The 15,860-nt window shown below is 45.7% G+C and carries 16 protein-coding genes; all 16 read right to left on the reverse strand.

The genetic code is table 11. The features are described from left to right. Nucleotides 1–51: 51 nt before the first annotated feature. The 16 genes from B0G85_RS09005 to B0G85_RS09080 all read right to left on the reverse strand — a co-directional run bounded on the left by B0G85_RS09005 (nucleotide 52) and on the right by B0G85_RS09080 (nucleotide 15,860). A complete protein-coding gene (locus B0G85_RS09005; RefSeq protein WP_100380128.1) occupies nucleotides 52–585 on the reverse strand; it encodes a DUF1178 family protein in 534 nt (177 codons plus the stop codon). A gap of 65 nt (nucleotides 586–650) precedes the next feature. Continuing rightward, nucleotides 651–1,250 carry an NUDIX domain-containing protein gene (locus tag B0G85_RS09010; RefSeq protein ID WP_100380129.1) on the reverse strand — a complete coding sequence of 200 codons (600 nt, stop codon included), beginning with the start codon at nucleotides 1,248–1,250 and terminating at the stop codon, nucleotides 651–653. Nucleotides 1,251–1,353: 103 nt separating this feature from the next. Further along, nucleotides 1,354–2,859, reverse strand: coding sequence for an NADH-quinone oxidoreductase subunit NuoN (gene nuoN, locus B0G85_RS09015; protein ID WP_100380130.1), 1,506 nt, complete (start codon nucleotides 2,857–2,859; stop codon nucleotides 1,354–1,356). Between the two features lie 10 nt (nucleotides 2,860–2,869). After that, nucleotides 2,870–4,336, reverse strand: coding sequence for an NADH-quinone oxidoreductase subunit M (locus B0G85_RS09020; RefSeq protein ID WP_100380131.1), 1,467 nt, complete (start codon nucleotides 4,334–4,336; stop codon nucleotides 2,870–2,872). Between the two features lie 24 nt (nucleotides 4,337–4,360). Then, the gene (gene nuoL / locus B0G85_RS09025; RefSeq protein ID WP_100380132.1) at nucleotides 4,361–6,418 is read right to left on the reverse strand and encodes an NADH-quinone oxidoreductase subunit L; all 2,058 of its coding nucleotides are present in this window, start codon (nucleotides 6,416–6,418) and stop codon (nucleotides 4,361–4,363) included. Nucleotides 6,419–6,420: 2 nt separating this feature from the next. After that, nucleotides 6,421–6,729: an NADH-quinone oxidoreductase subunit NuoK gene (gene nuoK, locus B0G85_RS09030; RefSeq protein WP_100380133.1), complete on the reverse strand. Its 309-nt coding sequence runs from the start codon at nucleotides 6,727–6,729 to the stop codon at nucleotides 6,421–6,423. Further along, nucleotides 6,726–7,373, reverse strand: a complete 648-nt coding sequence (locus B0G85_RS09035) for an NADH-quinone oxidoreductase subunit J (protein WP_100380134.1) — start codon at nucleotides 7,371–7,373, stop codon at nucleotides 6,726–6,728. The genes nuoK and B0G85_RS09035 overlap by 4 nt, the downstream gene beginning before the upstream one ends. Before the next feature lie 21 nt (nucleotides 7,374–7,394). Continuing rightward, a complete protein-coding gene (gene nuoI, locus B0G85_RS09040) occupies nucleotides 7,395–7,886 on the reverse strand; it encodes an NADH-quinone oxidoreductase subunit NuoI (protein WP_100380135.1) in 492 nt (163 codons plus the stop codon). An 11-nt stretch (nucleotides 7,887–7,897) separates the two neighbouring features. Further along, nucleotides 7,898–8,971, reverse strand: a complete 1,074-nt coding sequence (nuoH, locus tag B0G85_RS09045) for an NADH-quinone oxidoreductase subunit NuoH (protein WP_100380136.1) — start codon at nucleotides 8,969–8,971, stop codon at nucleotides 7,898–7,900. 8 nt (nucleotides 8,972–8,979) lie between these two features. Continuing rightward, nucleotides 8,980–11,289, reverse strand: a complete 2,310-nt coding sequence (gene nuoG, locus B0G85_RS09050) for an NADH-quinone oxidoreductase subunit NuoG (protein WP_100380137.1) — start codon at nucleotides 11,287–11,289, stop codon at nucleotides 8,980–8,982. Between the two features lie 33 nt (nucleotides 11,290–11,322). Beyond that, entirely contained in the window at nucleotides 11,323–12,621 is a 1,299-nt protein-coding gene (gene nuoF / locus B0G85_RS09055) for an NADH-quinone oxidoreductase subunit NuoF (RefSeq protein WP_100380138.1), read from the reverse strand. Next, nucleotides 12,618–13,124: an NADH-quinone oxidoreductase subunit NuoE gene (gene nuoE / locus B0G85_RS09060; RefSeq protein WP_100380186.1), complete on the reverse strand. Its 507-nt coding sequence runs from the start codon at nucleotides 13,122–13,124 to the stop codon at nucleotides 12,618–12,620. Before nuoE ends, nuoF begins: the two co-directional genes overlap by 4 nt. A gap of 23 nt (nucleotides 13,125–13,147) precedes the next feature. Beyond that, nucleotides 13,148–14,401: an NADH-quinone oxidoreductase subunit D gene (locus tag B0G85_RS09065; protein WP_100380139.1), complete on the reverse strand. Its 1,254-nt coding sequence runs from the start codon at nucleotides 14,399–14,401 to the stop codon at nucleotides 13,148–13,150. A gap of 3 nt (nucleotides 14,402–14,404) precedes the next feature. Further along, nucleotides 14,405–15,004 (reverse strand): NADH-quinone oxidoreductase subunit C, encoded by a 600-nt coding sequence (locus B0G85_RS09070; protein WP_100380140.1) that lies wholly within the window; start codon nucleotides 15,002–15,004, stop codon nucleotides 14,405–14,407. 3 nt (nucleotides 15,005–15,007) lie between these two features. Then, nucleotides 15,008–15,490: a NuoB/complex I 20 kDa subunit family protein gene (locus tag B0G85_RS09075; protein ID WP_011902891.1), complete on the reverse strand. Its 483-nt coding sequence runs from the start codon at nucleotides 15,488–15,490 to the stop codon at nucleotides 15,008–15,010. Nucleotides 15,491–15,500: 10 nt separating this feature from the next. Beyond that, nucleotides 15,501–15,860 (reverse strand): NADH-quinone oxidoreductase subunit A, encoded by a 360-nt coding sequence (locus B0G85_RS09080; RefSeq protein ID WP_100380141.1) that lies wholly within the window; start codon nucleotides 15,858–15,860, stop codon nucleotides 15,501–15,503.

Here is a 15,860-nt window from a genome sequence, read left to right on the forward strand (position 1 = left end):
GGGGATTTTGACCCCGCTCTGAATGCACTGGGACTTAAGCTCAGGAACAGGCTACTGCAGGGTGTTTTTAAAGGCTGGCAGCATTGGCACAGCCATGATCTCAATACCTTCATCACGTAGAGCCTCAGCTTCATCTAGCGAGGTTTGACCCCGAATACTTCTTTCAGGGGCTTCTTTATAGTGAATTTTTCTAGCCTCATCCGCAAAAGAATTGCCTACATCCTCAGACGCACCCATTAATTCACGCATTCCCTTTAAGAAGGCAGCTTGAACCTGAGCCTCTAAATGAGAATGATCGCTATCCGTTAAGGCAATCACGTCCCCACTAGGAGATCCCGCTAATTTTCCTCCCTCAATGGCGCCGCCAAGACTGGCAACAGTCAATTCGGTAGAAGTCGAGGTCGTGTCTTTACTCGATCCAGATTTAGTAATATGCGGTGCAGAAGGCATTCTGATGATGCCAGAGCTATCACATAGTGGACAAACCAAAATATTCCCATCTTGCTGAGCAAGAAAATCTGCCTCAGAGGCAAACCACCCCTCAAATCGGTGATCTGTGGGGCAAGCGAGGTTATAAACTTTCATAAGACCTATATCGGGGCAAAAGTATCAAATTCAATAGATCTATTTTAATAGGATTCCTGAAAACCTCAGTCTAAAGGTGTTGGGGCGATCAAACCCTGACGGTAGCGATCCAGCCAATATGTAGCAATTGTCGTTTTGACATCAGTAATATCGCCCCGCTCCACCCACTCAAGTAACTGCTCTAACGGTGCAGCAAATACATCTAAAAACTCTTCTGCATCCAAGTGGCTCTTACCAGATACCAGATCCTGCGCAAGATAGATATCGATAAATTCTGTCGAATAAGAAATCACAGGATGAATACGTCGTATATAACTCCACTTACTCGCGGTATATCCCGTCTCCTCCTTTAGCTCCCGCTGAGCACAAAGCAAGTGATCCTCACCAATCTCTAACTTTCCAGCGGGAATCTCAATGCAAGCCTTAGCGATAGGATAGCGATACTGTCGCTCCATTAATACCCGACCATCATCCAGTATTGCAAGAATTGCAACTGCTCCGGGATGCGTAAGGTACTCCCGTACTGCTTGACCACCATCCGGTAAGCTCACTTGGTCACGCTTCATGTTTAAGAAAATACCGCCATAAATGTCTTCACCGGAGAGACGATCTTCTCTCAAGTGTTGATCACCAACAGGAAGATCTTTGAATGATTTTTCAGTCATGAATTACTGTCCTTGTTTAATAGGCTATCTTACAAAAAATAAATGACAGAAAGCAAAAAGGCTCCCGTAGGAGCCTTTTTGCTACTCATTAGCATCACGGCAACTATGAGCCCAATAAAGTACGGCGCATAGCATCAAGACAAACATCCATCAAACCGGATGGGAAAATACCTAGGGCAAGGACAAGAATTGCATTAAGACCCAAAAGCCCACGAGCAACACCTGACCCCGATATCTGCACTGGATGTTGAAGTACTGGCTCATCAAAATACATTACTTTAACGACTCTTAGGTAGTAGAAGGCGCCGATTAAGGAGGCTATTACTGCAATGATGGCAATAAATGTATGCCCACCATCCACTAAGACTTCCAATACTCCCAACTTAGCAGCGAAACCCACAGTCGGCGGAATACCCGCCAAAGAGAACATCATCACTAGCCCAATAAATGCAAACCAAGGATGATTTTTGTTTAAACCTTTTAGGTCATCCAAAGTTTCACAATCATGACCTTTGCGTGATAACAGCATTAAGAGCCCAAAACTTCCCAGCGTCGTCAAAACGTAAGTGATGGCGTAAAACATAGAGGCACTAAATGCATGATCATCAAATACCGACAACATACCGAGCAATACGAAACCCATTTGCGCAATCGCTGAGTAGGCTAGCATGCGCTTTAAATTGGTTTGCGCAATCGCAGTGACGTTGCCGATCACTAAAGAAAGAACAGCTAACAAGACCAGCATTGGCTGCCAGTCGTCCACGAGCGGCAATAGGGTATTAACCAGCAGGCGGAACAGCAGTGCAAAGGCAGCAAGCTTAGGCGCAGCTGCAATCATGAGGGTCACTGCAGTAGGCGCACCTTGATAGACATCTGGCACCCACATGTGAAACGGTACAACACCCAACTTAAAAGCGAGCCCAGACACAATGAATACCAAGCCAAAAGCCATTACCAAATGATTAACGCGTGGATCCGCAACGGTTCTGAAAATCTCAATTAAATCAAGTGAACCGGTAACTCCGTATAGCATTGACATGCCGTATAACAAGAAGCCAGAAGCTAGGGCTCCCAAAATAAAATACTTAATCGCCGCCTCTACACTTTTCTCACTGTTATGGCGCATGGCTACCAAAGCATAGGTTGGTAAAGCCATCAACTCCAGACCCAAATAAAGGGTGAGTAAATTAGCGCCGGAGATCAGCACAAATTGACCTAGCAAGGCCAACAAGGCTAAGACTATAAAGTCGGGGCGGAACATGGCACGATCTGTCAAGTATTGCTTGGAATAGATCAAGCTCACCAAGACTGCAGCACACGAGCAAGCTTTTAACAAATTAGAAAATGGGTCTGATTGGAATAATCCATTCATAGCCACTAATGAAACATCACCCATGCGGCCAATGAACGCAAAAATCAAATAGACCAGCAAAATGATAGTGAAAAAATATACAAATCCAACACCGCGAGGTGTATGGAAGATATCCTGCTCTACCCCTGGAGTTGCAAGCTGGCGTTCAGGAACATAGACACTGGCAACCAATAAAAAACTGGTGGCAATCAGTAAAACGAGTTCTGGCAGAACGGCTAATAGGTCGAATGCTTGCATGTACTTTTACTCAGATTTTGCTGACAGCAACATGCTGCAGTAGATTGATTACAGCCGGATGAATAATGTCAGTAAATGGCTTTGGATAAACGCCCATACCAATCACACAAATAGACAGTGCTGACATCATCAGATACTCGCGCGCATTGAGGTCCTTCAAGGCCGCGACATGTTCGTTGGTAATGGCGCCGAAAAATACCCGCTTGACCATCCAAAGAGAATAGGCAGCACTCAAGATAAGCGCAGTAGATGCCAGCAAGCCAATCGTAAAGTCATAATCAACCGCGGCCAAAATAACCATAAACTCACCAACAAAGCCGGAGGTAAATGGCAAGCCACAGTTCGCCATTGCCATCAATACAGCAAATGCTGTGAAGGCAGGCATGCGATGAACTACGCCACCATAGTCAGCAATTTGTCGAGTGTGCATCCGGTCGTAGAGAACGCCAATCGAGAGGAACATGGCACCAGCAACAAAACCATGAGAGATCATTTGCACAATGCCGCCCTCAATACCCAAAGGACTAAAGAGAAAGAATCCCAATGTCACAAAACCCATGTGCGCTACAGAAGAATAAGCAACTAGCTTCTTCATATCCTTTTGCACTAATGCAACGGCACCAACGTAAATAACGGCCACCAAAGACAAGAAAATAATGAAGGGTCCGAGGTACTGGCTCGCGTCTGGAGCAATCGGTAATGAGAAACGCAGAAAACCATACGCTCCTAGCTTGAGCATAATGGCTGCTAGCACTACTGATCCACCCGTAGGCGCCTCGACGTGGACATCAGGCAACCAAGTGTGCAATGGCCACATTGGCACCTTGACAGCAAAGGCCATGAAGAAGGCAAAAAACAACAGGATTTGCTCAACGACATCAAGGCGGGCATTGTGCCAAGCCAAGATATCAAAGGTATTGGTGACGTTGTACAAGTACAGCATCGCAACCAAAGTTAATAAAGAGCCAAGCAAGGTATAGAGAAAGAATTTGAACGCAGCATAAATTCGGTTATGACCACCCCATACGCCAATGATGATGTACATTGGGATGAGCGTTGCCTCAAAGAAAACATAAAAAAGCAAGGCATCCAAGGCGGCAAAAACGCCAATCATCAGTCCAGAGAGGATCATGAATGAAGCCATGTATTGGGACACCTTCTGATCAATGACTTCCCAAGCGGCAATCACTACAAAAATATTAATAAATGCGGTCAAAACAATAAACCAAACAGAGATCCCATCAACACCCAGGTAATAGTTGACGTCATATCGAGGAATCCAGTTAATCTTCTCGACAAATTGCATTCCGGCATTAGCTACATCAAATTCAATTACCAATGGGAGCGTAGCAATAAAACCTAAAACTGCACCGACAAGCGCTAGCCAGCGGACACCAGCGCTAGGCTTATCTGAGCCGTAAAACAAAATAATGATGCCGAAAAAAATCGGGATCCAGATGGCAAATGAAAGAATCATGATGGGTACTTACGTAACATAGGTCTAGCGAACAAAAGGCAGATAAGCATACAAAACCCAAGCCAACAATACTGCTAAGCCTGCAATCATTGCGAAGGCATAGTGATATAAATAACCGGATTGCAAATGACGGATTACAGAAGATAGGCGCCCTACTGCATGGGCGCTACCATTCACTAAAAAGCCGTCGATGACTTGCTGGTCGCCGCGATGCCACAGCACGCCGCCTATCCATAACAGGCCTTTAGCAAATACCCTCTGATTGAAATCATCAAGGTAGTATTTGTTATCTAATAACTTTTTAAATGGCGCTAAAGCCTGGGCAACAACACCAGGTAATTTAGGAGCCCATAAGTATCCAATTGCTGCCGTGAATACGCCCAGTACAACCAGAAGTAAAACTGGCGAAGTGAGGGAATGCAAAGCCATTGCTACTGGACCATGAAATTCTTCGGCAATTTCTTTCATGGCAGGATGTCTAGCAATATCTACAAAGATGGAGTCGCCGAAAAAAGTACCAAACAACAGGGGCGTAATTGTGTAATAACCAATAATCACCGATGGGATAGCCAATAAAATCAATGGCAGCGTCACAACAAGGGGAGATTCGTGGGGTTTCTGGCCGGGAGCTAAGCCATGATGAGCATGATCATCACCCTGTTCTGCATGATCATGGTGATCGTGCGCATGTGAATCCGTATGACCCCATCGCGCTTTGCCATGGAATACATAAAAATATAAACGGAATGAATACAGTGCTGTTACAAAAACACTGGCCATTACCGCAAAATAAGCAAATCCCGATCCCGGAAGATGGCTAGCTGCAACGGCTTCAATAATCGAGTCTTTTGAATAGAAGCCAGAAAAGAAAGGCGTGCCAACTAAAGCCAAGTTGCCCAGCAGCATCATCAGACAAGTAATTGGCATGTACTTCCAAAGCCCGCCCATTTTGCGCATATCCTGCTCATGGTGCATTCCTAAAATAACGCTGCCAGCCGCAAGGAACAATAGGGCCTTAAAGAAAGCATGGGTCATCAGATGAAAAATAGCCACTGGGTAGGCAGATACGCCTAAGGCTACTGTCATGTAACCCAGCTGCGATAGTGTTGAGTAAGCTACAACACGCTTGATATCTGTTTGAACAATGCCTAAGAAACCCATAAAGAGTGCGGTAATAGAACCGATCACCAAAATAAAGCTTAGAGCTACGTCTGATAATTCAAATAACGGGGACATGCGGGAAACCATAAAGATTCCAGCAGTAACCATCGTAGCCGCATGAATCAATGCCGAAATTGGTGTTGGGCCTTCCATAGAATCTGGCAACCAAACATGGAGTGGGAATTGGGCCGATTTACCCATCGCGCCAATGAAAAGACAGATACAAATAACCGTCAGTAGATTCCAGCTTGTGCCAGGCAGGACTTGTGCTGCCAGATTCGAATTCTGAGAAAAGATAACGTCATAGTTCATTGAACCCGTAGCGGCTAATAAAAGACCAATACCTAAGATGAAACCAAAGTCACCAATACGATTGACTAAGAACGCTTTCATGTTGGCAAATACTGCTGTTTGACGCTCGTAATAAAAACCAATGAGCAAATAGGAAACGACACCTACTGCCTCCCAGCCAATAAATAGCTGCAGAAGGTTATTACTCATGACCAGCATCAACATAGCAAAGGTAAAGAGTGAGATGTAGGAGAAGAAGCGGTTGTAGCCCTCTTCACCCCGCATATAACCAATGGTGTAGATGTGAACCATCAAGGACACAAAAGTCACCACACACATCATGGTCGCCGTCAAAGGGTCAATCAAGAAGCCAATATCTAAGTTCAGCTCACCTAGCTCCATCCAACGATAAACGGAGCCATTGAAATAAAAACCATCATTAACCTGAACCAACACAAAGCAAGACAATACAAATGCAATCGTCACACCCAAAATCGTAACGAACTGACAGGCACCATGACCAATTCGGTTGCCGCCTAATTTAGTACCCAGCAAACCGGCGATGAGAGAGCCAAACAATGGCGCCAGAGGAATTACGCAAAGAAGAGGGAGTGTTAAAGTAAATTGCATGACTAGCCTTTTAGATGGTCAAGGTCTTCAGCATTAATGGTGTCTACCTTACGGAAGAGAACCACCAAAATTGCTAGACCAATTGCCGCCTCAGCAGCAGCCACAGTCAAAATAAAGAATACGAATACTTGACCCGCCATATCACCCAAAAAATGAGAGAAGGCAACAAAGTTCATGTTCACCGAGAGCAACATCAATTCAATTGCCATCAACAGCACAATGACATTCTTACGGTTTAAAAAAATACCCACTATGCTTGTTGCAAACAGAATTGCACCTAATACTAAGTAATGCGCTAAGGTAATAGTCATTGCTTCTCTCCTCGAGCGTCTTGCTTGGCACCCATATCAGAATCCATCTTCACGATACGCATGCGATCAGCTGCATTGACATTCACTTGCTCATGGATGTTTTGGGATTTGGAATCTTTGCGATTACGTAAGGTCAGCGCTACAGCAGCAATGATCGCTACCAACAAAATAACACCAGCAACCTCAAATGCGTAGACGTAGTCTACAAAAATCAACATTCCCAAAGCCTGAGTATTGCTCGCCATGATTTCTTCCAGCATAGGTTGGACCGGCGTACTGGTGCCAACAAAGCTGCGAATCAGGACAATAGACAGCTCAAGAACAATCACTGCACCCATTAAAAAAGCAACCGGGAGGTATTTCTTAAAATCACGACGAAGGTGCTCAACATCAAGATCGAGCATCATCACAACAAATAGGAAGAGGACCATGACAGCGCCCACATAAACCAGAATCAATGCCAAACTTAAGAACTCGGCCTTGAGCAACATCCACAAACCGGATGCGCAGAAGAATGCGAGCACCAAAAATAATGCAGCATGTACGGGGTTGCGAGCAGTAACTACACGCAATGCTGAAATGACTAACAGCCCAGCAAACGCATAGAAAAATACAGCAAAAATAGAAGCAGAATCGAATGTCATGGATTGTTGTTCTTAACTCGATTAACGATAAGGGGCATCAGCAGCACGGTTCACAGATATATCTTTTTCGTACTGATCACCAACGGCTAACAACATGTCTTTAGTGAAATAAAGATCTCCGCGTTTGTCGCCAAAGTACTCAAAAATATTGGTCTCAACAATAGCGTCAACAGGACAGGCCTCTTCGCAAAAGCCGCAGAAAATACACTTTGTTAAATCAATGTCATAGCGACTAGTTCGACGCGTACCATCGTCTCGCTCTGCCGTTTCAATGGTGATGGCATAGGCTGGGCAAACTGCCTCACACAACTTACAACCAATGCAACGCTCTTCGCCATTCTCATAGCGACGCAAAGCATGCAGGCCACGAAAACGTGGGGATTGAGGAGTCTTTTCTTCAGGATACTGAATCGTAATCTTAGGCTTAAACAGATAGCGACCGGTAATAGCCATGCCCGTCAAAATATCTTTGAGCATCAAGCTATCAAGGAATTGGGAAATTTTCTTAAACATGATTGATCAACTTATTTCCAAATGTTCCATGGGGAAACAACCCATGCACCAACGACAACGACCCAAAATACTGAGATCGGAATAAAGATCTTCCAACCCAAGCGCATGATCTGGTCATAACGATATCGGGGCAAGGTAGCACGTAGCCAAATAACGCATGACAAAAGGAAAAAAGTTTTTCCGAACAACCAGAAGAAGCCTGGTATGTCGCGCAAAATTGGTAAATCCACAATTGGCAACCAACCACCTAAGAATAATGTTGAAGCCAAGGCTGCAATCAAAATCATGTTGGCGTATTCAGCCAAGAAGAACATCGCGAATGCCATGCCGGAATATTCCACCATATGACCAGCAACAATTTCGGACTCACCCTCCACCACATCAAATGGATGGCGGTTTGTTTCTGCGACGCCAGAAATGAAGTAGATTAAGAACATTGGCAACAAAGGCAACCAATTCCACGAAAGAAAATTCAGGCCCAAACCAGCAAAGTAACCTTGTTCTTGAGAGGCAACAATCGCGCTTAAGTTTAAAGAGCCTGAAGTGAGTAGTACTGTAACCAAAGCAAAGCCCATGGCAATCTCATAAGAGATCATCTGAGCTGAAGCACGCATAGCACCCAGAAATGGGTATTTAGAATTTGATGCCCAACCAGCCAAAATCACGCCATAAACACCAATAGAAGAGATGGCCATTACATAGAGTAAGCCTGCATTCACGTCAGCAAGCACCATCTTTGCCTGAAAAGGAATCACTGCCCAAGCGGCAAATGCCGGCATGATCACCATCACAGGAGCAATAACGAACAATACTTTGCTGGCCTGCGCAGGAGAAATAATCTCCTTCATCAACAACTTCAAAGCATCTGCGATAGGCTGCAACAAACCCAATGGACCAACTCGATTAGGCCCAATACGAATATGCATCCAACCGATTAGCTTACGCTCCCACAAGGTAAGGTATGCAACCGCTCCAAACATCGGTAATACGATAATGACGATTCGAACTAAGGCCCAGACTGCTGGCCAGAGCGAACCAAAAATAGATTCACCTTGGGTGGTGACTAGGGTCAAGAAATGATCCATCTTGGCCCCTAAACTTTACTAATGGTTACAGGACCAAACATCGACCCTAATTGCGCGCTAGCTAAAGTCCCAGCAGAAACCCTCACTGCATGACTAGCCAGATTACGCTCTAGTGTTACCGGCATATCAACAGAGAGCAATCCTTGAGTTACCCGAACAGCATCACCCTCTTTTAAGCCCATCTCCGTAAATAGCTTTTGCCCTAAACCAACTTGATTACCGCGTTTTGCATCACGAGTTAATTGCAATGCTGGTGAACGACGCACAATTGAGTCGCCGCTATAACTAGCGATATCGGATACGCGCTCCAGACCAGTACCTACTGGAGTCATGCTGACGGATGCAGTGCCCTGATTATTTAACAGCGAGCAATAGTCTTCAGACAAGGCCTCACCGAGAACTTCTTCAGGCGCATTAAATAAAAATCCATCTAAATTTAGCAAGCCACCTAAAACACGCAGCACCTTCCAGGCCGGGCGAGAGTCGCCCAAAGGTTTAACCGCAGGCTGAATTGTTTGGACAACCCCTTCTGCGTTCACAAAAGTAGATACCGTCTCAGTAAATGGTGTAATCGGCAAAATGACATCCGCAACTTCCAGTAAATCAGGGCTGCGATAAGCACTTAGCGCGATTACGGTGTTTGCTTTAGCTAGAGCGGCACGAGCATATTGGGGGTTTGGCAAATCAACATCGGGCTCTAAGTTCATTAGCAACACAGCACGGCGCTCACCAGAGAGCAAGGCATCGACACCAGCGCTATTTGCTTTCACTAAGCTTGCCCCTACTGCATTTCCGCCGACCGGGAGAAAGCCTAAGGTAGCGCCAGTGTGAGTGGCAATAAATTGTGCCAACGCAAACAAGCTTGCCGCCTGAGGATGTGCCTGAGCAGCCGAACCGATTAACACCGCTACTGAAGAGCCCGACAGCAGTCTATCTGCAATCGATTGAGCCGCTGGAGAAATCGCTACAAGCTCGATACCCTGTGGCATCGAGATAGATTTCGCAATAGAAACAGCAGATGCCACTTCACTTAATTCCTTAACCCAGGCGCTTGGTACGGCAGCAATACTTCCAACCGCTGGAATTAACCAATCATCGCCGCCCGCATCAATACGAAGCAATTGCAAATGGCGTTTGGCAGTCGCACGCAAACGAACAGCAATTAATGGCTGATCTTTGCGCAAAAAACTACCCACTACCAAGATACGATCTAATTCATCGAGTTTAGCTATTGGCATTCCCAACCAAGGGGTAGAAGGTGCGCCCTTCACATCAATTTGATGCAAACGGGTCTCAACTTGGCTCGAACCTAAACCTCGAATGAGTTTCTGTAAAAGATGTAATTCTTCAACGCTAGAAATGGGGTGAGCAAGTGCAGCTACTGCTTCAGGACCACTCTCTGCGGCAATCGTCTTTAATGAATTAGCCACATAAGTCATGGCAGATTCCCAATCGGTCTCCAACCACTCGCCACCTTGTTTCACCATCGGGGCAGTAATACGATCTGCGCTGTTAAGCCCTTCGTAAGCAAACCGATCGCGATCACTGATCCAGCACTCATTGATAGCTTCATTTTCTAAAGCCACAACGCGCATGACTTTATTTGCTTTTGTTTGAACGGTAGTGTTACTACCCAAACTATCGTGTGGACTGACAGATCGCTTGCGACCTAATTCCCATGTACGTGCGGCATAGCGAAATGGCTTGCTAGTCAATGCACCCACCGGGCAAATATCAATCATGTTTCCAGACAACTCGGAATCAATTGTTTGACCTGAAAAAGTAGTAATTTCAGAATGCTCGCCACGATTGACCATGCCTAACTCCATCACTCCAGCGACCTCTTGTCCGAAACGAACGCAACGGGTACAGTGAATACAGCGTGACATTTCCTGCATCGAAATCAACGGGCCAACATTTTTATGGAAAACTACCCGCTTCTCTTCATCATAGCGAGAATTGGACTTGCCATAACCGACCGCTAAATCTTGTAACTGACATTCACCACCCTGATCGCAGATTGGGCAATCTAAAGGATGGTTGATTAATAAAAACTCCATAACAGAGCGTTGGGCTTCAACTGCCTTGGGAGAATGCGTGAATACTTTCATCCCTTGGCTCACCGGTGTTGCGCAAGCAGGTAATGGCTTAGGCGCTTTCTCAACCTCTACCAAACACATGCGGCAATTGGCAGCAATGGATAATTTCTTGTGATAACAAAAATGAGGAATATAAGTGCCCGCTTTATTGGCGGCATGCATCACCATCGAACCTTGCGGAACTTCTACTGACTTACCATCTAATTCGATTTCGACCATGCTCACTTTAAGCTATCCCGTACTCAGTATCTTTTATAAAGGTTGCGCAGAATCTAAGCAGCGCTTATGTTCCACGTGATACGCAAATTCATCCATATAGTGCTTTAACATGCCACGCACTGGCATCGCTGCAGCATCACCCAAGGCGCAAATTGTACGGCCCTGAATATTGGCAGCTACATCGTTTAATAAATCTAAATCCTCTGGGCGACCCTGACCATGTTCAATACGGCTGACAATGCGCCACAGCCAACCAGTACCCTCGCGGCATGGCGTACATTGACCGCAAGATTCTTCGTGATAGAAATAAGACAAGCGTTCTAAAGCCCGAACCATGCAACGCGTATCGTTCATCACAATAACGGCGCCAGATCCAAGCATTGATCCTGCTTTTGCAATGCTGTCATAGTCCATTGTCACATCCATCATCTGCGAGCCAGGAACTACAGGCGCAGAAGAACCACCAGGAATAACTGCCTTCAAAGTCCGACCATCTCGCATACCGCCAGCAAGTCTGAGCAAATCTGCAAAGGGCGTACCAAGGGGAATCTCATAATTACCTGGATATACAACATCGCCAGATACGGAGAAAATCTTAGTGCCCCCATTATTTGGCTTACCTAAATCTAAATAAGCTTGGCCACCGATCGCCATGATGAACGGCACAGCAGCAAACGTCTCAGTATTGTTGATGGTTGTTGGCTTACCGTACAAGCCAAAGCTTGCTGGAAATGGTGGCTTGAAGCGTGGCTGCCCTTTTTTGCCTTCTAATGACTCTAGAAGCGCAGTCTCTTCACCACAAATATACGCACCCCAACCTGGTGAGGCATGTAGCTGGAAATTAAAATCACTTCCTAAAATTTTGTCACCCAAGAAGCCTGCGGCACGGGCCTCTTCTAGCGCTTCCTCGAAACGAGAATACGTTTCCCAAATTTCACCATGAATATAGTTGTACCCTACGGAAATGCCCATGGTGTAAGCACCAATAATCATGCCTTCAATTAATGCATGTGGGTTATAGCGCATGATGTCTCGGTCTTTAAATGTCCCGGGCTCACCTTCATCGCTATTGCAAATTAAATACTTCTGACCAGAAAACTGGCGCGGCATAAAACTCCACTTCAGCCCCGTAGGAAAGCCTGCGCCTCCGCGACCACGAAGAGAGGATGCTTTTAACTCCGCAATAATGGCATCAGGCGTCATTTTTTCACTAATGATGCGGCTAAGCTGTTGATAGCCGCCACGACTCACGTAATCTTTTAAGCGCCAATTTTCGCCATTCAGCCCAGCTAGGATGAGGGGCTTAATATGCCTACCGTGCAAGCTGGTCATGCTGCATTTCCTTCTGCTCGTAACTCAGTCAGTAAAGCGTCAATTTTTTCGTTACTCATGAGGCTGCACATACGCTTGTTATTTACCAACATCACAGGAGAGTCTCCACAAGCGCCCATACACTCGCCCTCTTTCAAGGTGAACATACCGCAAGAAGTAGTTTCGTTGTAGCCAATGCCTAAAGTTTTCTTCAAATGGCTTGCAGCAGTTTCGCCATGCTTTAACTGGCAGGGTAAGTTGGTGCAAATCACCAGCTTATATTTACCAACCGGTTTGGTGTCATACATGTTGTAGAAGGTAGCAACCTCATCGACAGCAATCGTTGGCATTTCTAAGATTTGGGCAATAGTCTCAATTACTTCAGGAGAAACCCAGCCCACTTCAGTTTGTGCCGCAATTAATGCAGCCATCACTGCAGACTGCTTATGCTCTGGAGGATATTTAGCAACATTACGCGCAATATCAGCGAGCGTTTTTTCGGAGAGTGCAATTGTTGTTGTCATGTATTCATCCTTGGCACGCTGCATTAGCGGTCAATCTCCCCGAAAACAATATCTTGAGTACCAATAATAGTTACGGCATCTGCCAGCATGTGTCCGCGTGACATTTCGTCCATTGCGGAAAGATGTACAAATCCTGGAGCCCGAATTTTTAAACGATATGGCTTATTAGCACCATCAGAAATCAAGTAAATACCAAACTCGCCCTTAGGATGCTCAACAGCGGCATAAGCCTCGCCATTCGGAACGTGCATACCTTCTGTAAAGAGTTTGAAATGATGAATCAACTCTTCCATATTAGTTTTCATATCTACCCGTTTTGGAGGGGCAACCTTATGGTTATCACTCATGACTGGGCCGTCATTCGCTTTAAGCCAGGCAACGCACTGTTTGATGATTCGATTGGATTGGCGCATCTCTTCCATGCGCACCAAATAACGATCGTATGAGTCGCCATTCACGCCAACAGGAATATCAAAATCTAACTTGTCATAGGTTTCGTAGGGTTGCTTCTTACGTAAATCCCACTCAATACCAGAGCCACGTAACATCGGACCTGTAAAGCCTAGTTGCAAAGCGCGCTCAGGTGTCACAACACCGATACCGACTAAGCGCTGCTTCCAAATACGATTATCAGTTAACAGGTTGCAGTACTCATCAACGTTCGCATCAAATCGTCCTGAAAAGGATTCAATAAAATCGAGCAAGGAACCGCTTCGGTTTTCATTTAAACGCTTAATCGCAGATGCGCTACGAATCTTGGATTTGGAGAACTGCGCCATTTCTGTTGGCAGATCACGATATACGCCACCCGGACGATAGTAAGCAGCATGCATACGTGCACCCGATACCGCCTCATACATATCAAAGATATCTTCACGGTCACGGAAGGCGTACAAGAACACCGCCATCGCACCAACGTCTAAACCATGACAACCAATCCATAAAAGATGGTTCAGCAAGCGCGTTAGCTCATCAAACATCACGCGAATATATTGCGCACGCAAAGGCACATCTACCTGAAGTAACTTTTCAATAGACATGACATAGGCATGCTCATTGGCCATCATCGATACATAATCCAAACGATCCATGTACGGAACATTCTGAATCCAAGTACGTGTTTCAGCTAATTTTTCCGTAGCACGATGCAATAAACCAATGTGCGGATCCGCTCGCTGAATGACCTCTCCATCCAACTCAAGCACTAGGCGTAAAACACCATGTGCCGCAGGATGTTGAGGACCAAAATTGAGGGTGTAGTTCTTAATTTGCGCCATAACTTAAACCGGACCTCCGTACTGCTCTTCACGAACGATACGCGGCGTTATCTCACGCGCCTCAATCGTTACTGGCTGATAGACAACTCGCTTTAACTCTGGGTCGTAGCGCATTTCTACATTGCCTGAGATAGGGAAATCTTTTCTGAAGGGGTGACCGATAAAACCATAATCCGTCAAGATGCGACGCAAGTCTTCATGGCCATCAAAAAGGATGCCATACAGATCGAACGCCTCACGCTCAAACCAATTGGCAACAGCCCATACTGAGGTAAGCGATGCAACTACAGGGTAACTATCGTCGGGTGCAAATACACGCACACGTAAGCGCCAGTTATGTGCCAGTGACAAGAGATGAGAAACCGCAGCAAAGCGCTGACCAACCCACTGCCCTTCTTTGTAATCCTGATAGTCCACGCCACACAAATCAATTAATTGCTCAAAAGCAAGCGAGGGATCATCACGTAAAAGCATTGCTGATTCAAGATAGGCATCAGCATTCACAACAATAGTTACTTCACCTAAGGCAGTTTCAATAGACTGCACTCGCTTGCCTAGAACCTTCTCTAAGTTAGCTGCCAGTTGAACTAAGCGATCTGACATGGCCTAAGCTTTCCGTGCAATAGTGCTGGTACGTGCAATCTTCGACTGCAACTGAATAATTCCGTAGATCAATGCTTCAGCTGTAGGAGGGCATCCAGGAACGTAAATATCAACTGGTACGATACGATCGCAGCCGCGCACTACCGAATATGAGTTATGGTAATAACCACCGCCATTGGCGCAGGAACCCATTGAGATGACCCAACGTGGTTCAGGCATTTGGTCGTAGACCTTGCGAAGGGCTGGGGCCATCTTATTGCACAAAGTGCCAGCCACAATCATCAAATCGGATTGGCGCGGAGATGGACGAAAAACCACGCCAAAGCGGTCTAAATCATAACGAGAAGCACCAGCATGCATCATTTCAACAGCGCAGCAAGCTAGGCCAAAGGTCATGGGCCATAAAGAGCCATTTCGCGTCCAGTTAATTAACTGATCCGCTGTAGTGGTCACAAATCCTTCTTTTAGAACGCCTTCAAGTGCCATATGCTTATCGTTACTCCCAGTCGAGGGCGCCCTTTTTCCAGATGTACACAAAACCTACAATAAATACAAATAAGAAAACCACCATCGAGGCATATCCAGCCCAGCCGATATCACGCAGAACAACGCCCCACGGAAACAGAAAGGCTGTTTCTAAGTCAAATAGAATGAAGAGGATGGCAATTAAGTAATAGCGCACGTCAAATTTCATGCGGGCATCTTCGAATGCCTCAAAACCGCACTCATAAGGAGACAGCTTCTCTACATCTGGCTTTGAAGGAGCCAAGATTTTTCCGAGGAACATTGGGACTAAACCAACCCCAATACCTACAAGGATAAACAGCAAAACAGGAAAATAATTAGCGAGATTCAA

It is taken from the genome of Polynucleobacter brandtiae, from assembly GCF_002797575.1.
Classification (GTDB): Bacteria; Pseudomonadota; Gammaproteobacteria; order Burkholderiales; family Burkholderiaceae; genus Polynucleobacter; species Polynucleobacter brandtiae.